Below are 25,195 nucleotides of genomic sequence, written 5' to 3'. Positions count from 1 at the left end.
GGCAAGAGGAAATTCAGGCTTGATCGGCCTGATTCATCGGGCTGAACATCAGTGGCGGTACGCCGGCGCCTAGCATGTATCCCCCGAGAACGCCTGCCGTGTCATCAGCGTTCTGTGTAATGTGGTTGGCAGCGGCCAGTACGTCGCGCAGCACGCGCTGCATCGGGTTGTTCAGAAAGATGCCGCGTGCGCCGGTGGCCTTGTAGAGCAACAAAACAGCTTCCTCGACATTGCGGCCAACATGGGCGATTTCGCACAAATGGCGAACACGATCGTCCATCGATATCAGTTGACGCTGCATGACCTGCGGCGTTGTCTCAGCCATCATCTGTAACAGACGCGCACGTGCTGAACTGACACGTACGACCGCATTACCCAGGCGATCGCGCACATAGGGACTTACCGCCACGCCGATGTTGGTGCCGGTGACGGTGCGTGCTTTCATCTGTTCCGAGTAGATGTCGATCGCGGCCTGACCGAAGCCACAGATCACCGCTGACACGGAACCGAAAAAGATCGTCGAAAACGGCCACAGGTACATGTCGCCGCGGTCAGACATGCTGTACTCAACCATGCTATGCGCGCGGTGCTCCGGCACAAAGGCGTTTTTGATCATCAGACTCTTGCTACCTGTACCCGCCAGGCCAAAGACGTACCAGTCGTCAACAATTTCGTAGTCACTACGCGACACGAGGAACGAGTAGCGGTCATAAGGAACGCCGTCGTCATTTTTGAGAAAGCCGCCAATGAAAGCCCACTGACCGTGGTCGGTGCCACTGGACGTGGGCCACTTGCCGTTCAGCAGGTAACCGCCATCGACCTTCGTAACACTACCCGCCGGTGCGTAAGCCGACGCCACGATCGTCGTGTTGTCCTCACCCCACACGTCATCACCGGCCTGCTCGGGGAGGTGGCCGAACTCCCATTGATGTACGCCGAGGATCATCATGTTCCATGCGCTGCTGCTACAGCCGCGACCCAGTTCCATCAGGACGCGCCAGAAGATCTCGGGGCTCATAGCCCACCCGCCCCAGCGCTTGGGCTGGAGTATCTTGAAGAAGCCTGCGTCGACGAAGGCGCTGATGGTCTCGCCTGACACCACGCGGTTCTTTTCAACCGAGTCGGCGCGCTCTTTGAGCATCGGGATCATCGCGTGAGCGCGATCGACCAGTTCCTGCGCGCTGGGTACGTTTGTCGATATTGTCTGTTTCAGAATGGCTGACATGAGATTGTTCCTTGTATGAAGGCTTGAAAAGTCGTAAGAACCGGCGATCACGCCGTTGCGATGGGGACGAACTGACGGTTGAAGTACACGAGGGCATGTGCAGCGGAGTCGGATGTACCGATGTCCGTCACCTCGCAAAGAAAGATGCTGTGGGTGCCGGAGACCGTCTCATCGATCACGTGACACTCGAAGCTGACCAGGGCATCGCGCAGTATCGGCACGCCGTTGTCGCTGTCCGCCCAGTCACCTTCGAGAAAGCGGTCACCACCGACCACGCCGTCAACCATGCCCGCGAAGCGCATGGCCAAGGTCTCGTGGCGGGCATCCAGCACGTTGACGCCAAGCACACCGCCGGCGGTAATGACCTGATGGGCGCGAACGTTGCGGTTGATGCACACCAGCAGGCGGGGTGGCTCAGCACTGACAGAACACACCGCCGTGGCAGTTAAACCTGCGCGCTCTCCGGCGTAGCTGGAAGTGATGATGGTGCAGGCCCCACCCAGCTTGGCCATTCCTGCACGAAAGCGCCCGGCAGCAACAACTTGCCCGGCACTGCACGACTTTGAACGGCTCATCATGGGCGCCATGGGAAGACTGCGCTCAATCATTGCGGTTTGCATGTTGGCCTCCTGCTCAAGCCGCGACCGCACGGGGCGCACGACGCTTGTGGCCCCAGTCGCTCATCTTGCTGTAGCTGATCACCTCCCAGTTGGCCTCATCGATCACGATGCCCCCGTAACCGCACTCCATTGCGAAGCCGGAAGGCGTCTCGACGTAGAACGAAAACATCTTGTCGTTCGGATGGTGACCCAGCTCGAGTACCATCGAATAGCCCGCCTTGACGCAGCGGTCGTAGGCGAGACCGACATCGTCCATGTCCTTCACCTCAACCATGATGTGGTTGAGGATCTTGTCACTCGGGATCGCGGCAGTGGCCAGCGAGTGATGCCGGCCACTGGAACTGTGGAAGAAGGTCGCGTCGGCCACGATGCCAGGAGCGATTTCCTCACGGATGTAGTCGCTGATCTTCAGACCCAACACCTGACGGTAGAACGAGACCGAGGCCTTGTAGTCGATTGACCGCGGCAGCAAATGACCAATGCCAAGCGGACCGGTGAGAAAGCCAGGCCCCTTCATCACCGAAGAGCGGAACGGGCTGGTGGCGATGGCCGGGCCGAAATAAAATTCGTGCTTGAAGCCATTGGGATCGGCGCAGACGTAGAGCTTCTCGACACGACGCGCGCGTGCCAACTCAGCGCTGCCAGCTTCGACGTTAACGCCCTGTGCCCGCACCTGGTCTGCGAAGGCGTCGAGCGCCTCCTCCGTGTCAATCTGCCAGCCGGCAGCACGCACGTCGTCCTCGGCACCCTGTTCGAGAACGATACGCTGCTCGTACTCATCCATGCGCAGGGTCAGTAGCCTGCCGTTCTCGCGCCGGCCGACCTGGAAGCCCATCAGGTCGACAGCGAAATTCTCCCACCTAGCAAGGTCGCTGACGCCAAAGATTGCGTAGCCGAGGTTGGAAATGACCGCCATGAATTATGTCTCCTTGTGATAATTTGCAGTAGCACCTCCCTTATCGCAATCGCCGTGCCAGTCGGCCAAAAATGAGCGTTTGACACACTGCAGGACTGGTCAAATTTCACTGGAAAAATCAGTACTTACCCTGGGCCTGTTACAGCCCTGTATTGCTACAGTTGCGCATCAAACACCCTGGGGTTATTTGTTAATGAATTTATGAATTAATGCCTCCACTCCAAAGATGATCTTGCTAAATTTCGTAAACCTATCGTCCGATTGCCAATGCTCCATAAGCCCACCGCAAAGTCCCGTGATATCCCGGCACGCAAGCCCCACGACAACGCAACGCCGGTAATCGCTGTACCTGAACTGCTGGTGGACCTCAACCTGCCCAAGGTGCGCGAGTTCACATCTAAGCTGCGCTTCTCGCCCAACGAGGGAAGCATCTGGCTCGAAGACAGACGCATGGTGTTGTTGCATGCGGAAGCCTTCTCCTCTCTGCGAGAGGAGTTGATTGCTTCGCTGGGCGTCGATACGGCACGCGGGCTGCTCACGCGCATCGGCTACGCGGCGGGTTGCCGTGACGCAGAAATGGCGTGGAAGATGGTCGGGAATCAAGCTTCGATGGCAGATCTCTTACGCACCGGTGCGATTCTCCACGCGCTGCAGGGCTTCGTACTACCGGAGAACCTGCCGCAGCCAGACGCAGTGATTCTCCAGGGCAATGAATACTATGCCGAGTGGCTCTGGAAAAACTCAATCGAGGACGAAGCGCATATCGCCCTGCATGGCATTGGCTCGCACGCCGTGTGCTGGACTGAGGTTGGCTACAGCACGGGCTACCTGAGCACCTGCGCAGGGCAGCGCATCCTGGTGCGCGAGATCGAATGCCGGGCCATGGGCAATCCACACTGCCGCAACGTGGCCAAGCCCGCATCGCGCTGGGATGATGCGGCGGAGGATCTGCGCTTCCTGGAGCCCCAGCCTGCGCCGCCCACCAAGGTCTACATGCCGGGCAAGGCCGCCGAAGTTCCTGCCGCCGCACCCGCGATTGCTCCAAGTGCCTTTGCGGGCGAAACGCCGCACGATCTCGTAGTCGGCGCATCAACAGCATTTCACTTATTACGGCACAAAGTGCTGCGCGTCGCACCGACCAACGCCACAGTACTGCTTCTCGGCGAGAGCGGTGTTGGAAAAAGCCTGATTGCGCGTGACGTGCATCGCAACAGCAGGCGCGCGCATCTACCATTTGTCGAGGTGAACTGTGCCGCTATCCCCGAGCAATTGATCGAATCGGAGCTATTTGGCGTCGAGCGCGGTGCGTATTCAGGCGCGACCACGTCGCGCGCCGGGCGCTTCGAGTTTGCCGATGGAGGCACGATTTTCCTCGACGAGATCGGTACCCTCAGCATGACAGCTCAAGGCAAGCTGCTGCGCGTACTGCAGAACGGGGAACTGGAGCGCCTTGGCAGCAGCAAGACCCTGCGTACCAATGTTCGCGTGATTGCCGCGACCAACGAAAATCTGCAGACGGCTGTGCGCGAAGGCCGCTTCCGCGAGGATCTATTTTTCCGCCTTAACGTGTTCCCCCTGCTCATCCAGCCGCTGCGCGAACGGCGTGATGATATTCCGCTGCTCACCGAGGTGCTCCTGACACGTTTTTCCAAGCGCCATGACCGCCCGGTGCTTGGCATTACCTCGCGCGCCATGCAGGCCGTAATGCATCACCAGTGGCCAGGCAATATCCGCGAACTTGAAAATGTGCTCGAGCGCGGCGTGATCCTTGCCCAGGATGGCGAATTGATTGACATGCACCATTTGTTTAGTATCGACAATGCCCTTAATACCCCGTCTCTGCTAGGCATAAATGGCACCGGCACGCTCACACAGCATGGCGACGAAGCTGCGAGGGACTCGTCCGCCTCCGAATCGATAGACGCGATGGCCGAAGAAATTGTGCGCCAGGGCAAGGTATCGATGTCGGACATGGACGATGCGATGACGCGAGCAGCCGTCAAACAGGCCGGAGGCAACATTTCACGCGCCGCGACGCTGCTGGGCGTGACGCGTGCACAGTTAGACTACCGCGTCAAAAAACTCGACGACTGAAACCTCTCAACGGCGCCGAAGCCAGCGGTGGACCCACCACGCCCCGAGACCACAAACGGCCATCGTGCCGGTCATCGGCTGCGCTGTGCCGTCATGCATTAAAGACACTGCAGCAGCCGCGATACCGAATATCAGGAATTGCAAGCTGCCCAGCAGCGCCGAGGCGACGCCGGCACGCGCCGCTTGGCCGCGCAGCGCAAGCGCTGCGGAGTTGGGTATAACCAGACCCAAGCTGGCGATGGCGACGAACAAGGGCCCCAGCAGCCATGAGAGCTGAGTTGTGCCTGAAGAACCCGCCGCCAGCAAGACCAGTGTCGAGGCCATCAGCATGAACAGGCCCCAGTGCAGGATACGCTCTGGATGCACGCTCTTCAGCAGGCGTGCGTTGAGTTGCGAACCGCCAATCAGGCCCACAGCATTCAGGCCGAAAAGAAATCCGAAATGTGTCGCGGGAACTCCATAGAGTTCGATGAAAACAAAGGGCGAACCCGCAATGTAGGCAAACATCGCCGACATCGCCAACGCCCCGACAATAGCGTGACCAAGAAATCTGGGCTCGCGCAGCAACTCGATGAACCCTCCCATGCGCGCGACCCAGTCGGCGCTTGATCGTCGTTGCGGCGGATGCGACTCGCGCAGGCCAGCCACGCACATAACCAGGCACAGCAAACCAAAGGCGGCGAGCACCCAGAAGATCGCCCGCCAGCCCAACCAGACGAACAACTGCCCGCCAGCCAATGGCGCGAGTATCGGGGCCACCCCCATCACCAGCATCATGCGCGAGAATGCGCGGACACCGCCCACATGGTCGAACAGGTCGCTAACGATAGCGCGCGCGATCACCATACCGGCACTCGCTCCGACAGCTTGCAGCAAGCGCATCACCAACAGCACCTCGACGTTGGGCGCCACGGCGCAGCCCACCGAGGCCACGATGTACAGAAGCAGTCCCACGTACAGCGGCGGCTTGCGCCCGTAGCGGTCGCTGATCGGGCCGTAGGCAATTTGACCCAGCGCCGTTCCGGCGAAGTAAACAGCCAACGTCGCCTGCACGATAGACATCGATACCCCAAGGTCCATGGCGATGGCCGTGAAGGCAGGCAGGTACATATCAGTCGACATTGGCGCGAACGCTGTCAGCAGACCGAGGATGATCAATATATGTTTCATTGCGAAGACAGCAACCCACGCGCAAGCTCTCTGGCGAGAGCCATGGTCAACCCATTGCGCCGGCCGCTCTGGCACCCACCGGAATCAGGAGACGCCGCCCCCGGGGGGCGATCCGGCCATAGACTCAAACATTGCACCAGAGGTCAGGTAGTCCTGGATCCGTCTGGTGGATGAACTTGTGCAACAGGGTCTTGAGCAGTGCACCGTCCGCGTAGCCGATACGAGCGATCATGTCCACCTCGATCGACTTGGCGGCCGCCAGCAGGTGAAGCGAACGATCGCGTCCGCTGGTGGTTAGGCAGTAAATGGCAATGCCCTGTTCGTCCACGCCCTCGACCGCCAGCCAGCCGGTCGGCAGCAGGCTTTGCAGGATCGGCTCGCTGGCGCAGCCAAGGCTGTACGAGATCGCAGCATCTACTGCCTGCGCGGTGACGCCGTCCTTGGCCGTCAAGGCGGCAATCACCCACCATTGCGGGTCCGACAGCCCGTGCGCGTTTAGCTTGCTGCGCAGGCCTTCGTGGAACTGGAAGAACGCGCGGCCGAGCAGGTACCCAAGCAGATCCTCACTGAAGCCGCCGGCGACGCGTGCGCTGCGTGCCTGCGGCAGCGATGGGTCCTTCTGCGTAGCCAGCGCATAGCGTCCGGCATGGAAGACCAGCGGCGGGTGGTCACTGCGCTCGAAAGATGTGACCTCGCCTACGAAGATGATGTGATCGCCACCTTCGTACTGAAACGACGTCTTGCACTGAAAACGCGCTGCACATCCCTTGAGCAAGGGCAGGCTGGCTACGTTGTCTTCGAGGTCGAGTCCCGCGAACTTGTCTTCGCCGGCCCTGGCGAAGCGATTCGAAAGCGGCTCTTGATCCGCCGCCAGCACATGCACCGCCCAATGCTCGGAAGCGGTGAACACGGGCAGGCTGTATGCCCTTTTGGACAGGCTCCACAAAACCATCGGCGGATCTATCGACACCGAGTTGAAGCTGTTGGCCGTCAAGCCCACAGCCGTTCCGTCAGCAGCGCGGGCAGTGATAACGGTGACGCCGGTGGCGAACGAGCCCAGGGCTGCACGGAATTCCTTGGGGTCCAAGGCTGGAGTAGCGTCGTGGTTCATGTCAGCCCCTGTTCAGCCTGCCTCGCTCATCACGGGCTGTGCGTGGATGCGCTCGTGCTCCCGTGCCTTGAGCAGATCCAGTGCCACGTCAACGATCATGTCTTCCTGGCCGCCCACCATGCGCCGCCGTCCCAGCTCGACCAGGATGTCCACCGCCTTGAGGCCATATTTCTTCGCGGCCACTTCCGAGTGGCGCAAGAAACTGGAGTACACACCGGCATAACCCAGCGCCAGCGTCTCGCGGTCCACGCGCACCGGGCGGTCCTGCAGCGGACGCACGATGTCATCGGCGGCGTCCATCAGCTTGTAGAGGTCGCAGCCGTGGTTCCAGCCCAGGCGCGCGGCGGCGGCGATGAACACTTCGAGCGGCGCATTGCCCGCGCCTGCGCCCATGCCGGCCAGGCTGGCGTCCACGCGGTCGCAGCCTTCTTCAACGGCGACGATGGAGTTGGCCACGCCCAGGCTCAGGTTGTGGTGGGCGTGCATGCCGGTCTGGGTTTCGGGCTTGAGCACGTCCTTGAAGGCGCGGAAGCGCTCGCGCACGTCGTTCATGCTCAATGCGCCGCCGGAGTCCACCACGTAGCACACCGTGGCGCCGTAGCTTTCCATGAGCTTGGCCTGCTGGGCCAGGCCCTGCGGCGTCTGCATGTGGCTCATCATGAGAAAGCCGACGGCTTCCATGCCGAGGTGGCGGGCGTACTCGATGTGCTGGCGCGAGATGTCGGCTTCTGTGCAGTGCGTGGCGACGCGCACGATGCGGGCGCCAGCGTCATAGGCGGCGCGCAGGTCATGCACGGTGCCGATGCCCGGCAGCAGCAGGGTGGCTATTTTTGCGTGCTTGACCACGCTGGCCACGGCCTCGATCCACTCGACGTCGGTGTGGGCGCCAAAGCCGTAGTTGAAGCTGCCGCCTTGCAGGCCGTCGCCGTGCGCGACCTCGATGGAGTCCACCTTGGCGTCGTCCAGCGCCTTGGCGATTTGCCTGACTTGTTCGACGCTGTACTGGTGGCGGATGGCGTGGCTGCCGTCGCGCAGCGTCACGTCGGAGATGTAGATCTTCTTGCTCATGTCGTGGCTCATGGGGTTCTCCTTCAGACGGTGGCCAGGGCTTGGGCAGCCCACATGCGGGCGGCCATGTGTTCGGCGGTGCGCAGGGCGGCGCTGGTCATGATGTCCAGATTGCCGGCGTAGGCGGGCAGGTAGTGGGCGGCGCCTTCGACTTCCAGGAAGATGGAAGTTTTGAGGCCGCTCATGCGCGGGCCGACGCCGGGAATGTTGATCGGGGCGCTGGCTTCGATGCTGTCGAACTGCACCTTTTGCTTGAGGCGGTAGCCGGGCACATACTGCTGTACTGCGGCAGCCATGCGCTCGACCGACTTGGCGATGGCCGCTTCGTCGGCAAAGTCGCTCAGGGTATAGACCGTGTCGCGCATGATCAGCGGCGGCTCGGCCGGGTTGAGCACGATGATGGCCTTGCCCTTGGCGGCGCCGCCGACCACTTCAATGGCCTTGGAGGTGGTTTCGGTGAACTCGTCGATGTTGGCGCGGGTGCCGGGGCCGGCGCTCTTGCTGGAGATGGAGGCGACGATCTCGCCGTAGTGCACCCTGGCCACGCGCGATACCGCCGCGACCATCGGAATGGTGGCCTGGCCGCCGCAGGTGACCATGTTGACGTTCAATGCGTTGAGGTGCTCTTCTCCGTTGACGACCGGGATGCAGTACGGGCCGATGGCTGCGGGCGTCAGGTCGATCATGCGGATGCCGGGCTTGAGGCTGCGCAAGAAAGCGTCGTTCTTGATATGCGCGCCGGCGCTGGTGGCGTCGAACACGAAGTCGATGTCGGCGAAATTCGGCATGCGGGTCAAGCCTTCGACGCCTTCGTGGGTGGTTGGCACACCCATTCGGGCGGCACGTGCCAGGCCGTCGGAAGCCGGGTCGATGCCGACCATGGCGCCCATTTCGATGTGAATGCCGTGGCGCAGGATCTTGATCATCAGGTCCGTGCCGATATTGCCGCTGCCGATGATGGCTGCCTTGAATTTTCGGGTCATGTCGTACTCCTTCAAACCATGCGGCAGGACACGCTGCCCAGAGCGCCGATCCGGGCTTGCACCAGATCGCCAGCGACCACGGGCACCATGGGGCCGAGCGCTCCGGAAAGAATGATTTCACCCGCCCGCAGTCCCCGGCCCCGCTCAGCCATGGTGCAAGCCAGCCAGTAAGCCGCGCGCAGCGGATGACCCAGGCAGGCTGCGCCCGTGCCGACGGAAACCGTCTGGCCGTTCTTGCTCAGGGTCATGCCCAGCTCGCCGAGCGCCAGCTGTCCCAGGGGCACGGGCTGGTCGCCCAGCACATACAGGCCGCACGAGGCGTTGTCGGCCACGGTGTCCACCAGGCTGATCTTCCAGTCGGCAATGGCGCTGTCGACAATCTCGATGGCCGGCAGGGCGTAGCCCAGGCAGGCCAGGAATTCAGCGTAGCTCGGGCGTGTCCCTGTCAGGTCACGGCTGACCACGAAGGCGATTTCGGCCTCCACTTTCGGCTGCATCAGGCGGGCCATCGGCACGTCTTGCCCGTTCAGGATTTCCATGTCGTCAAACAGCACGCCAAAGTCGGGTTGATCGACGCCGAGCTGCTGTTGCACCGCTTGAGACGTCAAGCCAACTTTCAGGCCGACGATGCGCCGGCCCTCGGATAAGCGGACCTGGGTGTTGATCTCGGCAACGGCGTAAGCGGCTTCAAGCCCCTGGATGCTGTGAATGATGGAGATGGGTGCGATCGGACGGCGCGACTCGCGCGCCTCGCTTAAGGCCAGCGCGGCGGCCAAGTGGGAATCATTGCTCACGGTTTATCTCCTTGTATTGCTTTGCTGTTTCGATACGCATAACGCATGCCATTCGGCCGCACAAGAGTGCTGGCGACCAGCTGGAAATAGCCCCAATTCAGAGACAAACTCAGTAGTTACCCCAGGATCTGTAGCGACCCTGAATTGCTGCACTTTCCAATACAGCGATCTGCTACAGAAATTCATGAATTTAGTAACTTTCGCTTTGGAGCAGGGGCGGCGATTGCAAAATTTCTAAGATCACTCCAACCGGAGCGCCGCTGGCAAATCGGGCGCGATCAGAGGAAATGGCGCAGTGGGTTGCGTTTCGGTGAGTTCGAGAAGATGGGGCATACCGCATCCCATTACACACATAGTCCGTACCGTGCTTATCGGGTTGTCACACACAACAACCCGAGCCCAATTGACCTCGCGCAGATGGCTCATACGTGGCGTGACGCGATTTACCCGAGCAAATCTATGGTGAAGCACCTCCGAAAAATGCGTCTCGCTACGTCGCTGTGCGTGCCTGTAATGCACCATGTACGCACCTGTGTGTGACAACCCGATAAGCACGGTCCGTACCATACGGCTGAATGACTGAAGGGGCGAGTGGATGGGCTGGGCGCAACAGGAATTCGAGACGATTGATTTGGTGACACATTGAAGGTATCAGTGCCAAATGAAAGTTCAAAAGTGACAGATTGAAGGTAAACCGACAGCCAGGATAGCCCACTTCCAAGGTTGAGAAAATGAAAAACAGTTTTCGAGAGCACCTGCTGGCGCGGTGTGATGTAGATATTCAAAATCGACATAGATCGAAAACGCTTGAGATTTGAACCTATGAAAATTTTATGTTACCCAGTGCTTGCTGCTTTTATGTGCTTTGCAAACGCCGCACATGCCCAAAGCACGACTTATCCAGAACGCCCAATTAAGCTGGTTGTACCTTGGCCTGCTGGCGGCGGAACCGATGCAGTATCACGCCATGTGGCCGCGGCAGTATCGCAACAGTTAAAGCAACAGGTCATCGTCGATAACCGACCAGGCGCTAACGGAATTGTCGGCACCGAAGCTTTAGCCCGCGCTCTACCCAATGGCTATACGCTGGGAATAGCGACAGCTGAAACTCATGCGATTAATCCGCATGTCTACAAGAAGCTGTCTTATAACGCGCAGAAGGACTTCACCGCAATCGCTTGGGTTGGCCATTTTCCCTACGCACTTGCGACTCGGCCGGACCTTGGCGTCAGCGATGCCGCTGGATTGGTCGCGCTAGCGAGGAAGCAGCCTGGCAAGCTCAGCTATGCATCTTGGGGCGTTGGAAGTTCTTCACAAATCGCCTTCGAGATGTTTAAGCAGGCTGCTAAGGTGGATATGCTTCATGTGCCTTTCCAAGGCGCGGCACCTGCACTAACCGCGTTAGCAGCCAATCAAGTTGATGTGCTGATGGTACCCCTGTCAGTTGCGCTGCCGCAGCGCCAGGGTGGACGTCTTAATTTGCTCGGCCTGGCAGCGCCCAAGCGTTTACCTGCTGCTCCTGATTTGCCAACACTGATCGAACAGGGCTTTCCAGTCGAAGGTGGGACTTGGCTCGCAGTGATGGGACCTGCAGGACTACCGTCGTCAGTAGTGAATCAATTGAACCGCGCCGTCAATACGGCGTTAGATACGACTGATTTACGTGACACACTGATTAAATTGGGCGTAGAGCCATTTGGCGCTCAGCCAAACGAAGTGCAGAAGCGGATTGAGGCTGAATCACAGCGCTGGAGTGCTGTGATTCGTACGGCGGGCGTACAACTCGAACAATGAACCTCTCTAATTTTTTTGGAATCGCCCAATGAGGGCGGCTGGTCGGTGCGCCGTGATCACGGGCGGCGCTGGAGGTCTGGGTGCCGTAGCCGCGAAGCGGCTCTACGAAGAGGGCGCACGGGTTGTGATCTCTGACGTGAACGAAGAGCGCGGCGAAGAGGTGGCCCGGCGCATGGATCCGGATGGGAAGCGAGTCATTGCCGTGGCTTGTGATATTTCAAGGCCTGCAGACAACGAAAACCTGATCCGCGAAGCAGAGCGGTTTTTTGAGCAGGAGATCGATATATTTTTGGCAAATGCCGGCGCCGGCTTCTCGGGCAGTCTATTGGACGCATCTGTCGAGCAGATCAGGCGAACCATTGATATCAACGTGACAGGCAGTTTGCTGTCGGCGCAGTCTGCTCTGCGCAGCTTGGTCAAGGGGCCATCCAGTTCCCTGATTTTCACCTGCTCGTTGCAGGGCGTGACTGCGCGCTCCCAGCGCAGCGTTTACACCGCCAGCAAACACGCCATCGTGGGCATGATGAAGGCGCTGGCGCTTGAGTTTGGCGCGCAGGGCGTGCGCGTCAATGCGATTTCCCCTGCCGCCACCGATACGCCGTTTCTACGCAATCAACTGGCGGGCGTCACAACCAATGTGGAGGAGGCCATGAGCGCCACCGAAAAATCGTTGCCTTTGGGACACCTGCCCGATGCCGGCGATTTTGCTGAAGCGGTTTTGTATTTGTCCTCAGCGCAAGCCAAGTCAATCACTGGACACAACCTGCTCATTGACTGCGGCGCCTCAGCAGGAAAATTCTAGTCGACTCTTTGGAGAGTTCCTTGCTGCGAGCACGGAGCCAACGATCATTTTTTAAGGTGAGATATGCGTATTGATTTTGTGATGAAAAGCCTGGCCGCTGTAACGATTCTCGGCGCGTTCGCTGCGCCTGCCTTGGCTCAGGGCGAGTATCCCGTCCGACCTATAAAAATTATCGTTCCTTTCGCGGCGGCAGGCAGCACGGACTTGTTGGCCAGGGAGGTCGCCAATGCGCTTGGCAAGGAGCTTGGACAGATTGTCATGGTGGAAAATCGGCCAGGAGCCAGCGGAAACATTGGTGCTGAAGCCGTGGTCAAAGCCCCGGCAGATGGTTATACATTGCTCTACACCTCGACCAATCTCACAGCCAACCCCGCCTTGATGCCTGTACCGTACGATGTGAAGCGCGATTTCGTTCCTATTTCACGCGTCGCATTTCTGCCCTTAGTGCTTATCAAGTCCAGCCAGGTCAAGGATCAGAGCTTGCAGGATCTCGTGACCACCATCCGCGCGAGTCCAGGCAAATTCAATTTCTCCTCCAGTGGTGCCGGTGGTGCTCCCCACCTCGCCGGAGAACTTTTCAAGTCGGTTGCCGGACTGGAGATGACCCACGTTCCCTACAACGGCGCGGGCCCCGCGCTCACCGACGTCGCAGCGGGCCGGGTGCAACTGACTTTCACGACGTATACATCCGCCCAGGCCATGCTCAAAACGGATCGAGTCGCCGCAGTCGCGGTGGCAAGCCCGCGCCGCCTTGCTGCGTTGCCCAAGGTTCCCACATTCGAGGAGAGCGGTGTTCATGGAATGGAAATGGGCACCATGAACGGTCTTCTGGCGCCAGCCAAAACGCCTCCTGCCGTCGTCGCCAGGTTGTACGCGGCGCTGAAAAAAGCCTCACTGTCAGCGGACTTTAAGGCCCGCTTTCTGGAGCAGGGCGCAGACCTCATTGTTGAAGACCCTGCAACCTTCTCCATCTATATCAAAAACGACCTGGAGTTTTGGAAGACCTTGGTCGATAAGACTGGTGGCCTGCGGTAAATTGGGGCGCCTGCGGTGTTCTTCTACAGGCGTGTCATGCTGGAGCGGTCTGACCAGGCCCCAATGCCGCGGTGCGAGGTTTGTACCCATGCGCTAACGCAGTTTGGTACGTCCAGCTCTTTTAAGCATCTTAGTCATGCAGGAATTTTTAGTCCCTCGAAATTCTTGCCCATTATTGTTCCCGGAGACGAAATTGCAATTGTTAAAAAACCCAGAAGATTCGGCTGCCAGTACAGCAATCGTTGACGTCATTGTGGTGGGTGGTGGCAACGCCGCGATGTGCGCTGCGCTGTCCGCCTCTGAAAGCGGGGCTACTGTGCTTGTCCTTGAGCGCGCACCTGAAGCCGCGCGTGGAGGGAATTCGGCATTTACAGGGGGCGCATTCAGAGTCGCCTACGAGAATGGTGACGACATCGAGCGGCTGGTGCCAGATTTGTCTGCGGAAGACAAAGCTAAATCTGACTTCGGAACCTATCCCAAAAGCCAGTTTTTCGATGAACTGATGAGCATGAGTAGCCTGCGTGCTGATGCCGATCTGATTGAGTTATTGGTTAACAGCAGCTTTGAAACCATGGAATGGCTGCGATCGCAAGGTGTTCGGTTCATTCCCAGCTATGGACGCCAGAGTTATCTGATCGAGGGCCGACAGAAGTTCTGGGGCGGTCTGACCATCGAGGTGTCCGGTGGTGGTGTGGGGTTGATGGAGGCTCTTTATCGAAGAGCTGCCCGAGCAGGCGTGACCATCGCTTACGACCACAATGTGCAAGACCTGGTGATTGAGCATGGCCGGATCGTCGGCGTGGTCGCCAAGGTGGGGGGAGAAATGAAAGTGATCAGGGCAGGGGCGGTCGTGCTCGGCGCTGGAGGCTTTCATGCCAACGCTGCCTGGCGCGCAAGTTACCTTGGGCCTGGCTGGGACTTGGCCAAGGTCCGTGGCTCACGTTACAACACGGGCGACTGCATTGGCCTGGCAATGAGGCATGGTGCGCGCGCCAAGGGTCACTGGTCAGGTTGCCACGGCGTTTTCTACGATGCCAACGCGCCGGAGTTCGGTGACATTGATCTCCTGGATCAGCAAAAGAACTATTTCACGCTCGGAATCGTGGTCAACGCCAACGGAGAAAGGTTCATCAACGAGGGGGAGGATTTTCGCAATTACACCTACTCGCGGATGGGCGCAGAACTGCTTCGCCAGCCCGGAGGCATTGGATGGCAGATCTTCGACGCAAAAACATCGGGACTTTTGCCCAATGAATACCGCGTGAAGCATGCGACCCGCATCACAGCGGACACCCTGGACGGCTTGATTCAAAAAATTGAGGGCGTCAACCGGGAACGGCTCGCGCGGACCATTCGCGAGTTCAACGCGTCCGTTGACAGAAGCTGCGCGTTCAACCCGGGAATAAAAGACGGCTTGAGAACGAATGGGCTGCAGATTGACAAGACCAACTGGGCGGTTCCTCTGGAACAGGGGCCGTTCACCGCTTTTGAGGTGACAACCGGAATTACCTGCACCTTTGGCGGTCTGGCCATCAATACCTCGGCAGAAGTGTTGTCTGTCGAGGGGCCACCTCTGCAAGGTCTTTATGCCGTTGGAGAGATGGTGGGGGGGTTGTATTACGTCAAGTATCCCGGTGGAGCGGGCTTGACGTCTGGGTCCGTATTCGGGCGAATAGCGGGCCGCGAGGCCGCAGCCTTCGTGGCAGCACAGAAGTAGGCAGCCTGACGGTGGGCTTGTTAACACCAGACAGCATAGGCACACAGGCTGAAAAATCCGGCCATGCCACTCACCCAAACCCCCTGCGAAAGAATTGCGCACCGCCTGCCGGAGCCGCGCGGCAATGTCACTTTGCCAAATTGACAGCCACTCAATGCCCTGCTTGACGTGATCGAGCACGGCTGCAATTGGCGCGGCCTGCCAAAGCAATTGGGTAAAGGGCACACCGTTGACGCCCGCATGAGGTTCGGAACCCAGGCTGGACGACTGCAGCGCGTGCCAGTTGCAGCGAGTCCAGATTCCGCGCATCAGGCTTGAAGCCATCGGCTTGGACCAGCATCAGGTGCATTCCGACGTGCACCGGGACGCTAAAAAAAGCGGCCCCCCAGGCTAGCGGGCGGTCCAGGGGCGGGCGAAAGACCAAATTCATCTGGTTGTCGAAAATAACCCCACAGGCCAGGCACACGACTCGTCGCAGGGGCGCTGCTCAGGCAGTTCAGGCCAACTGGGAGGGCTTTGCATTTGCTGATGAACCGGGTAGTGAGTAACCGTCCGCCCAGTACCCATATTGAAATTCAAGACTCTGTGTGGTTGAGCCACTGGTTGATTTCGGCCACGTCGAATGCGGCAGGGTCAAACGGGCGGCCGATCCATTCCTTGAGCTCGTCGTGCTCCGGGTGGGCTGGATCGGCCAGTGCTTCCAGGAAGTCCTGGTAGCCCGGCGCGCCGCCCACGTCCTCGGGCGGACAGGCGTTTTCTCCGGCCAGGCACAGCGCCAGCGACAACGGCGCGCCGAGCGTGACGGTTTTCTCCACCTTGACCTTGTGGCGCCAGTTGTCCCCAAAGTCGTAGACGTAGAGGAACGTCCTGCGCGCGCCCAGCGCCTCTTCCAGCGTGACGGTGGACTCATCGATCACGCCTTCGGGCAAGTCCCAGTCGGGCTCCAACGGACCGTAGCTGGCATCGGCAAAGACGAACTCATGCAGGTGCCCGCCTTGCCAGCCCGTGCTCCACAGGAGCGCGACATGCAGGCGCGAGAGATCGATCGTGGTGGGCACCAGCAGGCGGCGCCAGACCCGGGGATACACCCCTTCGAGCTCGATATGGAGCTGGTAGGCGCGTAGCCCGCCGCTGGCATGGGCCGAGGTTTTGGCCCCGGACTTCTTCGCGCCTCCTGGCAGTCGGTGCAGCTTGGCAGTCATGTTTGGCTACTTTAGCGAAATCGGTGGATGCGCTGTGGCACGCATCAAGCCGCGCGCGCCATTTCCTGCGTTTCCTGGGCAGCTTGCCACGCAGGCCTGAGCCGCTCGGCCACCCGCCAGGGCAGCAACTCGTCAATCCGGTTGATCGGATGGTCGGCGATGCGCCCCAGCACATGGTGCAGGTAGGCATAAGGGTCAATGCCGCCGAGCTTGCACGAGCCGATCAGGGTGTAGATGACGGCGGCGCGCTCGCCGCCGGCGTCCGAGCCAAAGTGCAGGTAGTTTTTGCGCCCGAGGACGACCGCGCGCAGCGCCCGCTCGGCCGCGTTGTTGTCCATCTCGATGTGCCCGTCGTCCACGAAACGCGTGAGCGCCTGCCAATGGTTGAGCGAGTAGCCAATGGCCTGCGCCATGGACGACTTGGCCGAGAGCTGGCCCAGGGCTTGCTGGAGCCAGCCGTGCAGCGCCTCGACCAGGGGCCGGGCGCGGCTTTGCCGCTGGCGCCGGCGCTCCTCGGCACGCTGGCCCCGGATATCTTTTTCGATGGCGTACAGCACCCCGATGCGCAGCAGCGCCTGGTGCGCCAGCGTGCCGGGCATCTCGCCTTGGCCCTTGTGGATTTCATAGTATTTTCTCCGGGCATGAGCCTTATCTGGAGCTCCAGATAAGGCTCATTATCCCGAGTGCAGTTTTATCCGGGGCTCGACGCATGAGGTTACTGTCCGCACGAGGAGCAGGCCTGGCGCGTCACCCCACATAAATCCGGCGAATTCTATGGATCCTTGCATCCGATCTGGCCTGGTTCGCGTATGTCGCTTGTATGGTCACTCCGTCATCCAGGACACAGCAATCCGAGCCCACGCCCCGTGTTCGGGACATCCTGCGCGTGTGGCGCGGCGATCGCTGTGTTTGCCAGAGCAGCGCGCAGCAATACCTGCAGTGGATCGGTCGGTTCCGACGCTACTGCCGTGCCCTCGGTCTTGATGAAGCCGCCGAGCTAACGCGCGATGGGGTCAAGCGTTTCCAAGCCTGGTACGGGCATTCACGCCGGATCAACACCGCCAATCTCAGTCTTGCGAGTTCGTCGATGCGCTCGCTGCGCCGCGTCTACGAGGTCATGGGCATGCCGGTACCACCGTGGAGGCCCATCGAACGCCGTGCGCCGCCGGCAACGGCGGTCCTGCGCGATTACGCTGCCCAGCTTGGGCAGCAGCGCGGCAACCCCGAAGTCACGATCCACAAGAAGCTCGACCACGTCGGCAAGCTGCTCGAGCACTTGGGGCGTTCAGGCAAGACCTGGCGCCGGTTGCGCTTACCCGACATCGACGCCTTCCTCATCGAGTGCGCCGGTCGCTATGCCCGCTCGACGACAGCCGACATCGCCAGCACGGTCAGATCCTTTGCCCGGTTCCTGTTGGCCAGCGGGCGCATTCGCGTTGACCTGGCCGATGCAGTGATCTCACCGGTGCAGCCGAAGTTTGAACGGCCGCGGCGGGCCTTGCCTTGGGAGGACGTCCAGCGACTTTTGCGTGCGGTGGACACGAGCACGGCGTGCGGGCTGCGCGACCACGCGCTGCTGTTAATGATGAGCACCTACGGCCTGGGCGCCGGTGAAGTGATCGGCTTGCAACTGCAAGACATCGACTGGAGCGCCGGCACGCTTCAGATGTCGCGCCCGAAGACCGGTGTCAACTTCGTCCTGCCCCTGCTTCCCCCGGTGGCCAAGGTATTGGCCCGGTACTTGCGCAATGGGCGTCCACCACACCTACCCACACGGCATGTGTTCGTCCAGATGAAGGTGCCGTTCGGCGCCCTCACGGCGTCGTCGGCGGTGCGGCACATTCTCATCAAACATGCCAAGGCCGCCGGCATCAAAGCTCCCTACCTGGGCAGCCACGTCTTGCGGCACTCGTTCGCCGCGCGGCAACTCGACGTAGGCACCAAGGCGCAAGTGTTGTCGGATCTGCTCGGCCATCGCGCTGCGGATTCGGTATCGGCCTACGTGCGCATTGCGACGCAGTCGCTGCGCGAGGTCTCTTTGCCGGTGCCGCGATGAACACAAAGGTTACCGCCGACATCCTGGCCCACGACGCAACGCAGTTCCTGGCGTTCAAGCGGGCCATGGGCATGGGCTACGGCCGCGCCGAGTTCGTGCTCAACAGTTTCGTGCGCTTCGTGCGTGACCAGTACGGCGAACGGCCGGTGGCGTTGGACCAGGCGGTGACGCAGTGGGCAACGCGAATCGAGGGCCGCAAGGCCATCACGGTGGGCAACGAGTTCGGCGTGGTGCGCCAGTTGTGCCTCTTCCGCCGCCGCAGCGATCCGCATGGCTTTGTCCCCGATCACGCGGTGGCACCGGTCAAGGAGTCGGTGTTTGTGCCCTATATCTTCAGCCGCGAAGAGGTGCTTGTCTTATTGGACGCCGCCACGAGGCACGAGGGTCGAAACATGTGGGGGGCGATGTTGCGCGCGCTCACGCTCGTGCTGTACTGCACCGGGATGCGGCTGGGCGAGGCCACCAAGCTGCACCTGGCCGACGTGGATCTGCGCAGAGCCGTCCTGACAGTGCAACGAAGCAAAGGGCGCTCGCGCATCCTGGCGATCCGCGAAGATCTGGTCCTCGAACTCCGTCACTACCTGCGCCAACGCGAGGAAGTCCTGGCGGCAAGCGGTGCCGACGACCCCTTGACACTGTTCATCCGTCGCGATGGATCAGCGCTCACCGTGCGTGCGGCCTCGGAGGCGTTGCGAGGTCTGCTACGCGATCTCGGCTTGAAGCCGCCACGCGGTCGCTCGGGCGCCAGGCCTTACGAGTTCAGGCATGCCTTTGCCGTGCATCGGCTGACCGCCTGGGCCGTCGAAGGCGTGGACGTGCACGCGAAGCTGCCGTGGCTGTCGGCCTATCTCGGACACCAGAGCGTCCTTGGTACGCAGGTATACCTCAAGGCCACGCCTGAGCTATTGCAACTTGCGAGCCAGCGCTTCGAGCAGCACTCGCGCAGCAAACGCCGCCTGCCATGAGCCGCGTGCCGTCGCTGTTCGCTTATGTGCAGTCGTACTTCACGCAGTACCTGCCCAAGCAGCGAGGTGCCAGCGTTCACACGATCCGAGCGTACCGCGATGCGTTGACGATGCTGTTCAAGTTTGTCGCCGAGCAGCGCGGCCAAGGGATTGCCTCCTTGCAGATCGGCGACATCGACGCCGACGCGGTGACGCGATTCCTGGATCACATCGAGGCGCAGCGATCAAATTCAGCAGCCACACGCAATTGCCGCCGGGCGGCGATCCGCAGCTTCTTCAAGCACTTGCTGCGCAACGATCTGGCGCACTCACAGCAGTTCGTGCGGGTGTTGGCCATCCCGGCGAAGAAGGCGCGGCAGCGACCGGCGACCTACCTTGAGGTAGAGGACGCCCGCCTGATCATTGGCATGCCCGACCAGCGCACCTTCGACGGATGGCGCGACCGCGCGCTGCTGCTCTTCCTGTACAACTGTGGTGCCCGGGTCAGCGAGGCCACCGGGCTTCGGTGGGACGATCTGCAATTGGCCGCACCCAGGCAGGTTCGCCTGCGTGGCAAGGGCAGGAAAGAGCGGCTGTTGCCGCTGTGGACCGAGACGGCCAACGCGCTGCACCGACTGCGCGGTATGTCAGATGCTGCCAGCGGGCAGTGCGTATTCCTCAATCGCCATGGCCAGCCTCTGACGCGCGACGGCGTTGCCTACATTCTCAGCAAGCACGCGGCGGCGGCGGCTCGCGACAACCCCGTGCTGCGGCGCAAACGCATCACGCCGCATGTCCTGCGCCACAGCTGCGCCGTGGCGCTGTTGCAGTCGGGAACCGACGTGACGGTGATCCGCGACTACCTCGGCCACACCAGCGTCGCCACGACCGGCCGCTACATCACGACCAACCTGCAGATGAAGCAAGAAGCCATGGAGGCTTTCTGGAAGAAGGCCGGTATCGAGCCGGCAAACGCGAAGGCATGGAAGCCCAAGGCCAACCTGCTCGCGTTCTTGCAGTCCCTGTGAGCTATCCAAACTTACTCACCAGTCAGTAATTAAGCGTACAAATTTGGGAACTGTGTCGTTCGATATTTCTCCTACGTGGCATGAAACGAGACGGACGCAAATTGGCCCACAACACGCTGGAGGAAATGCGGGTTCTGGCGGTGCAACGCATGAACGAAGGCGAGCATCCTGGCGATGTAGCCGCATCGCTGGGTATGCATCGTTCGTGGGGCTACAAGTGCCGTGCGATGGTCAAGGGGCGCGGACGAGGACTGCGGGCACTGCGTTCGAGCAAAGGGACGGGGCGACCGCGCAAGCTCACCCCCGCGCAAGAACGCCAGGTTTTTCGCTGGGTCAATGGCAAGCGCCCCGACCAGTACGGTTTTGACTTCGGACTATGGACGCGCCAAATCGTGCAAGAGCTTGTGCTGGAGCGCTTTGAAGTATCCCTTTCGCTGGCCAGCATTGGGGCGCTACTGGCGCGCTTGGGGTTGACAGCGCAAAAACCCTTGGAGCGCGCTTACCAGCGCGACCCTGACGCGGTAGCGCGCTGGAAAAGCCAGACATACCCGGCCATTGCGAATGAAGCCCGAGGCAGCGGGGCCGACATTTTGTTCTGGGACGAGTCCGGCTTTCGGGCCGATGCAGTGCATGGCAAGACCTGGGCACCCCGTGGGCAAACCCCGGTGGTTGAGCGCCCAGGGCAACGCCAGAGCATCAGTGCAGCATCGGCCATCAGCGCCAAAGGTGCTTTCTGGTTTGCCACTTACAAAGGCGGTTTGACGGGGGAATTGTTCGCCCAGTTGCTCAAGAAATTGATGCGCCGGCGCAAAAAACCAGTGCGTCTGGTGGTCGATGGACTGCCTGCCCACAAGTCAGCGTGCGTCAAGGAGTATGTGGCCAGCACTCACGGGAAACTGACGCTTCACTTCTTGCCCGGTTATGCCCCAGACCTCAATCCAGACGAACTGGTATGGAGCCACGCCAAGCGTACGGGTGTGGCGCGCTCACCGCTGAAGGCGGGTGAAAACCTGCAGTGCCGCGTGGATGCGCAGATGCAAAACATCGCGAACGACCCAGCCCTGGTGAAGTCATTTTTCCGCCATCCTTCTGTCTCCTATATTACTGACTGGTGAGTATGTGGAGTTCGGCCATAGATCGACCGCATGAACGCTGCAGGCAACTGGCTTTCCTCAAGATAAAACTGCACTCGGGATAATGAGCCCAGCAAGCAGCCTCGACGACCTGGCCATCGGCAAACAAGGCGTCGTAGCCGGCGAAATGTTGTGCACAACATTTCGCCGGTTATGTTGCGGCAGAATTTATGTAGCGGCGGCGGGATCGAGTCAGGAATCCGCCAATGAGAGCTGACTCGCGTTCCCGCACATAAGATATCGCCTCCAAACTATAGTTGCTTCAGAAACGTCATCAGCGAAGGCAGCGCGGTCGAACGGCGTGCCGCTGCAGGCAGTCCCGAGATATCCACGCTGGCAAGCGCTTTTGCCTTCATCTCCAGGTCAACTTCGGCGTAGATGTTTGTTGTATCAAGGGAGACATGTCCCAGCCATGCTCGGATCGTGTTGATATCGACCCCAGCGCGCAGCAGGTGAACGGCCGTCGTGTGCCTGACCGAGTGCGGGCTGATATGCTTTCCTTTCATCGTAACGAGAGATTTAGCCGCATGCTCGCCATATTGGGTGACGATACGATGTACGCCGAACCGTGTCATCGGCTGATTGGTCCGCCCAAGAAATACGGTATCGTTCGCACTGCGTCCGGCTACGAGTCGTGTCAGAACGGACGCCGTTGCTGGCCATAGCGGACAAACCCGTGTCTTGTTTCCTTTGCCAAGTATGCGAACCGATGCCGGCTCACTGAGCTGCAAACGTCCGATGGTCAACTTCGCGGCTTCGTCGGCATGTGCTCCGCTGTTGTACAGGAACAGGAGCAAGGCATAGTCGCGTGCGCCCATTGCCGTGCGGCGGTCTGGCGATGCCAGCAATGCGTCCATCTCCGGCTTCTCTAGATAGCCGACCAGGGTCTTGGCTGTTTTTTTGAAAGGGATTGACCTTACATCGCCGCACCAGGACAGATGAACTGGCGAATGCATTCCGATGAAGCGTGCCAGCGAGTGGATCGCGCTCAGCCGCAGATTGCGCGTGGCGCTGCTGCAATGCCGATCATATTCGACATGGTCCAGAAACCGGCGCACGACGGCTGGCGAGATATCCTCAACTGTCATTCGGTCGATTGCGAAACCACCGATCTTGGCCGAGAAAGGCAACAGTAAAGTCAACGTGTCGCGGTAGCTGGCCTGGGTGTTAAGCGAGAAGTTGCGTTCCGCCACCATATGTTCGAGCAGGAAGCGTCGGATCCACGGGCCAAGCAGGTTCCGGTCATTCATGATCATCTCCGCATTGCGCGTACCGTGCGAAGCGGCGGCTTGCTTCTTCGAGCAGCTCCGGGGTCATGCGCAAATATCGCTGGGTCGACTTGATGTCTACATGGCCCAGGTAGGTCGCCAGTTGCGGAAGCAGGCGTTGCACGTCCTTGCCATCACGATACCATGCAAGAACGCGATGTACCGCTGCGGTATGGCGCAAATCATGCAGGCGTGGTGGATGCAATTCCCCTTCTGGGCATTCGATGTGAGCTGCAAGGCGCAGGCGCTGGAACAACGTGATGACCTGGGAATAAGGCCATCCCTGACCTGTGTATGAGGTGAACAGGCGCGAACTTTCTCCTGCCGGCATCGGCAGGTGCCGGCGGCGATCCATATGAGCGGCCAGTTCAGCAGATAGCTGTGGGCCAATCGGCACCAGACGGGTCTTGAAGAACTTCGTGTCGCGCACGATGATGATCCGGTCGATCAAGTCCACATCGGGCATGGTCAGCCGCAGCACCTCGCCGATGCGCAAGCCGCTGCCATACAGCAGCAAGATCAAAGTCCGAAACATGGATGCCTGCTGTCGGCTGCGGTAGTTGTACAACGAGGGTGTGGCGTCTATCAGGCGGCGGATCTCTCCCGTCGAGTAGACATAGGGCGTTTGGGATGGGGGCAGTTTTGGCACATTTGTTGGAAGTGGACATGCCTCGCAGTATCCCCGGCTGATGGCAAACCGATATAAGCCCGACAGCACGTTGTACTTGAGCCGCCATGTGGCCGTGAGTGCCCCGGCTCCTTGCAGAAACGTCACGACAGCTTCAGGCCGGACATCGGCCATGCCGACATTGCCCATTTCACGGGCAAACTGCCGCAGGAGCCGGTCAGCGGCGGTGAATCGCATGCCCAGCGACCGTTGCATAACCACATATGCCGTCACCACATCGATCAGCTTCATGACAGCTCTCCCAGATCGAAGTCGCCGACTTCACGCAGCGCACGCATGTCGACCTTGGCATAGGTCATCGTGGCCGATGCGCTTCGGTGACCAAGGTGGTGACCGATTTCCTTGAAACTCAATCCCTGTGCGACCAGCCGCGCAGCGCAAGCATGGCGCAATGCGTGAGGGCCACGATGCTTTGTCTCGATTCCCAGAGCTTTGAACTTGCCATTGACGAAGTCGAATAGCGCCGCCGGGGTCAACGCCCGCTGTGGTGCTTTCAGCCTGAGGAATATCTCTGGGGCAGAACAGTGCGGGCGCACGGTGTCGATATAGCGGGCCAATGCTTGCGCGACAGTGGGCAACAACGGATAGACCTGCGGCTGCCGGCGTTTCAAACGAAATACATGCAACTTTCGCCCAGCCCAGTCCACCTGATCGAGGCGCAAAGCAACTACCTCGCCGCGACGCATGCCGTAGATCGACAGGAGCATCAGGATTGCGCGGTTTCTGATGTCGGCCGGCTTGTCGGTCTCGGTCGTGGCGAGAATCCGTTGGACGTCGGTCCATCCTGGCGCGGATGGCAACGATTCCTGAGCGTACATGCGGGGTGTGCGCAGTGCGGTGGCAAGGCGGGAGTCGCATAGACCATGGGCTGCCGCGTAACGCAGAAATATGCGCAGTGCCCCGGTCATTGTCTTCATCGATATCCGCCCCCAGCGCGCCGCATTCCGAATGAAGTAGTCGTCAATATCGGTTGGCCGCAGTCCCTTCAAATCCCGCCCCGTCTCCTCGCACCACTGGAGGAACTGCCTTATTCTTCCTTGCCATTGGTCGACTGTGGATCGACTGAACCCTCGTTCGTCGCACATCCATTTGATATAGCCGTCGAGAAAGCCCTGAAACGCAAGATCCTTGGTTGGTTCACGCCACCAGCCGAGGAACCGCAGCCACGGTCTGGCGACTACGATCATTCGCGTACCCATTGTGATGCCGGTATGCATCGATGCTCGCTGCTGCACGAGTTCATGTAATTGAGCAATATCGATGCCTAGCGGCGCTGTCGCGGGAAGAAGGCGAGCAATCCAAATGAGTTCATTGCGCTTTATGGTCAATGATCCTGGCGTCGCGCCGGAATCCGCGCAGTTGCGCAAATATCGCTCCCGTTCCGGCAAGAACGGCGCTTCGCGATGGCGACTACCTGCGACCTTCGCGTGTGTGGATTTCCTGGACATGGCAGACCTCCGAACGTTGGTTGGAAGGTCAGAAGGCGCTGAAATCTATGTTGTGTCAACAGTCGACAAATACCACTCGCTTCCTGTACAACCGGCCAC

The 25,195-nt window shown here is 60.2% G+C and carries 21 protein-coding genes and 1 pseudogene; 9 read left to right on the top strand and 13 right to left on the bottom strand.

The window, feature by feature from the left end; genetic code table 11:
* Positions 1-13: 13 nt before the first annotated feature.
* The 3 genes from ABLV49_RS22515 to ABLV49_RS22505 are packed head-to-tail and all read right to left on the bottom strand — an operon-like array spanning position 14 to position 2,761.
* Complete coding sequence (locus ABLV49_RS22515; RefSeq protein WP_349282114.1) at positions 14-1,225, bottom strand: acyl-CoA dehydrogenase; 1,212 nt, start codon at positions 1,223-1,225, stop codon at positions 14-16.
* Positions 1,226-1,272: 47 nt separating this feature from the next.
* Entirely contained in the window at positions 1,273-1,845 is a 573-nt protein-coding gene (locus ABLV49_RS22510; RefSeq protein WP_349282112.1) for a flavin reductase family protein, read from the bottom strand.
* A gap of 13 nt (positions 1,846-1,858) precedes the next feature.
* Positions 1,859-2,761 (bottom strand): VOC family protein, encoded by a 903-nt coding sequence (locus ABLV49_RS22505; protein ID WP_349282110.1) that lies wholly within the window; start codon positions 2,759-2,761, stop codon positions 1,859-1,861.
* 360 nt (positions 2,762-3,121) lie between these two features.
* Here ABLV49_RS22505 and ABLV49_RS22500 point away from each other — a divergent pair, with 360 nt between their 5' ends.
* The gene (locus tag ABLV49_RS22500) at positions 3,122-4,855 is read left to right on the top strand and encodes a sigma 54-interacting transcriptional regulator (RefSeq protein ID WP_349282108.1); all 1,734 of its coding nucleotides are present in this window, start codon (positions 3,122-3,124) and stop codon (positions 4,853-4,855) included.
* Between the two features lie 6 nt (positions 4,856-4,861).
* On the opposite strand, the gene ABLV49_RS22495 is transcribed toward ABLV49_RS22500, so the two are convergent.
* The 5 genes from ABLV49_RS22495 to ABLV49_RS22475 all read right to left on the bottom strand — a co-directional run bounded on the left by ABLV49_RS22495 (position 4,862) and on the right by ABLV49_RS22475 (position 9,981).
* Positions 4,862-6,013, bottom strand: coding sequence for a multidrug effflux MFS transporter (locus ABLV49_RS22495; RefSeq protein WP_349282106.1), 1,152 nt, complete (start codon positions 6,011-6,013; stop codon positions 4,862-4,864).
* Between the two features lie 136 nt (positions 6,014-6,149).
* On the bottom strand, positions 6,150-7,136 hold the full coding sequence (locus tag ABLV49_RS22490; RefSeq protein ID WP_349282105.1) for a flavin reductase family protein: 987 nt from the start codon (positions 7,134-7,136) through the stop codon (positions 6,150-6,152).
* Positions 7,137-7,148: 12 nt separating this feature from the next.
* On the bottom strand, positions 7,149-8,204 hold the full coding sequence (gene dmpG / locus ABLV49_RS22485) for a 4-hydroxy-2-oxovalerate aldolase (protein ID WP_349282471.1): 1,056 nt from the start codon (positions 8,202-8,204) through the stop codon (positions 7,149-7,151).
* Positions 8,205-8,227: 23 nt separating this feature from the next.
* Positions 8,228-9,187: an acetaldehyde dehydrogenase (acetylating) gene (locus ABLV49_RS22480; RefSeq protein WP_349282103.1), complete on the bottom strand. Its 960-nt coding sequence runs from the start codon at positions 9,185-9,187 to the stop codon at positions 8,228-8,230.
* 11 nt (positions 9,188-9,198) lie between these two features.
* The gene (locus ABLV49_RS22475; protein WP_349282101.1) at positions 9,199-9,981 is read right to left on the bottom strand and encodes a 2-keto-4-pentenoate hydratase; all 783 of its coding nucleotides are present in this window, start codon (positions 9,979-9,981) and stop codon (positions 9,199-9,201) included.
* 822 nt (positions 9,982-10,803) lie between these two features.
* Here ABLV49_RS22475 and ABLV49_RS22470 point away from each other — a divergent pair.
* The 4 genes from ABLV49_RS22470 (at position 10,804) to tcuA (ending at position 15,329) form a co-directional block, all read left to right on the top strand.
* Positions 10,804-11,775, top strand: coding sequence for a Bug family tripartite tricarboxylate transporter substrate binding protein (locus ABLV49_RS22470; protein ID WP_349282099.1), 972 nt, complete (start codon positions 10,804-10,806; stop codon positions 11,773-11,775).
* 52 nt (positions 11,776-11,827) lie between these two features.
* The gene (locus tag ABLV49_RS22465) at positions 11,828-12,577 is read left to right on the top strand and encodes an SDR family NAD(P)-dependent oxidoreductase (protein WP_349282097.1); all 750 of its coding nucleotides are present in this window, start codon (positions 11,828-11,830) and stop codon (positions 12,575-12,577) included.
* Between the two features lie 63 nt (positions 12,578-12,640).
* Positions 12,641-13,612 (top strand): tripartite tricarboxylate transporter substrate binding protein, encoded by a 972-nt coding sequence (locus ABLV49_RS22460; RefSeq protein WP_349282095.1) that lies wholly within the window; start codon positions 12,641-12,643, stop codon positions 13,610-13,612.
* Between the two features lie 136 nt (positions 13,613-13,748).
* Complete coding sequence (gene tcuA / locus ABLV49_RS22455; protein WP_349282094.1) at positions 13,749-15,329, top strand: FAD-dependent tricarballylate dehydrogenase TcuA; 1,581 nt, start codon at positions 13,749-13,751, stop codon at positions 15,327-15,329.
* A 575-nt stretch (positions 15,330-15,904) separates the two neighbouring features.
* Here tcuA and ABLV49_RS22450 read toward each other — a convergent pair.
* Together ABLV49_RS22450 and tnpC are read right to left on the bottom strand one after the other, a co-directional pair.
* Positions 15,905-16,510, bottom strand: coding sequence for a plasmid pRiA4b ORF-3 family protein (locus ABLV49_RS22450; RefSeq protein WP_432280035.1), 606 nt, complete (start codon positions 16,508-16,510; stop codon positions 15,905-15,907).
* A gap of 65 nt (positions 16,511-16,575) precedes the next feature.
* A pseudogene (tnpC, locus tag ABLV49_RS22445) lies at positions 16,576-17,178 on the bottom strand (IS66 family transposase); the annotation flags it as partial.
* 173 nt (positions 17,179-17,351) lie between these two features.
* Here tnpC and ABLV49_RS22440 point away from each other — a divergent pair.
* From ABLV49_RS22440 to ABLV49_RS22425, 4 genes are all read left to right on the top strand, one after another.
* The gene (locus tag ABLV49_RS22440; protein WP_349282090.1) at positions 17,352-18,587 is read left to right on the top strand and encodes a site-specific integrase; all 1,236 of its coding nucleotides are present in this window, start codon (positions 17,352-17,354) and stop codon (positions 18,585-18,587) included.
* Positions 18,584-19,552 carry a tyrosine-type recombinase/integrase gene (locus ABLV49_RS22435; RefSeq protein WP_349282088.1) on the top strand — a complete coding sequence of 323 codons (969 nt, stop codon included), beginning with the start codon at positions 18,584-18,586 and terminating at the stop codon, positions 19,550-19,552. Before ABLV49_RS22440 ends, ABLV49_RS22435 begins: the two co-directional genes overlap by 4 nt.
* Positions 19,549-20,559, top strand: a complete 1,011-nt coding sequence (locus ABLV49_RS22430) for a site-specific integrase (protein ID WP_349282086.1) — start codon at positions 19,549-19,551, stop codon at positions 20,557-20,559. The genes ABLV49_RS22435 and ABLV49_RS22430 overlap by 4 nt, the downstream gene beginning before the upstream one ends.
* Before the next feature lie 80 nt (positions 20,560-20,639).
* A complete protein-coding gene (locus tag ABLV49_RS22425) occupies positions 20,640-21,674 on the top strand; it encodes an IS630 family transposase (protein WP_349281955.1) in 1,035 nt (344 codons plus the stop codon).
* A 269-nt stretch (positions 21,675-21,943) separates the two neighbouring features.
* Here ABLV49_RS22425 and ABLV49_RS22420 read toward each other — a convergent pair whose 3' ends face one another.
* The 3 genes from ABLV49_RS22420 to ABLV49_RS22410 are packed head-to-tail and all read right to left on the bottom strand — an operon-like array spanning position 21,944 to position 25,096.
* The gene (locus tag ABLV49_RS22420) at positions 21,944-22,942 is read right to left on the bottom strand and encodes a tyrosine-type recombinase/integrase (protein WP_349282084.1); all 999 of its coding nucleotides are present in this window, start codon (positions 22,940-22,942) and stop codon (positions 21,944-21,946) included.
* Positions 22,935-23,879, bottom strand: coding sequence for a tyrosine-type recombinase/integrase (locus tag ABLV49_RS22415; protein WP_349282082.1), 945 nt, complete (start codon positions 23,877-23,879; stop codon positions 22,935-22,937). Before ABLV49_RS22415 ends, ABLV49_RS22420 begins: the two co-directional genes overlap by 8 nt.
* Positions 23,876-25,096, bottom strand: coding sequence for a tyrosine-type recombinase/integrase (locus tag ABLV49_RS22410; RefSeq protein ID WP_349282081.1), 1,221 nt, complete (start codon positions 25,094-25,096; stop codon positions 23,876-23,878). Before ABLV49_RS22410 ends, ABLV49_RS22415 begins: the two co-directional genes overlap by 4 nt.
* Positions 25,097-25,195 lie beyond the last annotated feature (99 nt).

It is taken from the genome of Polaromonas hydrogenivorans, assembly GCF_040105105.1.
Classification (GTDB): domain Bacteria; phylum Pseudomonadota; class Gammaproteobacteria; order Burkholderiales; family Burkholderiaceae_C; genus Polaromonas; species Polaromonas hydrogenivorans.
The sequence above is the reverse complement of the archived record's forward strand: the minus strand, read 5'-3'. Positions and strand labels throughout refer to the sequence as shown.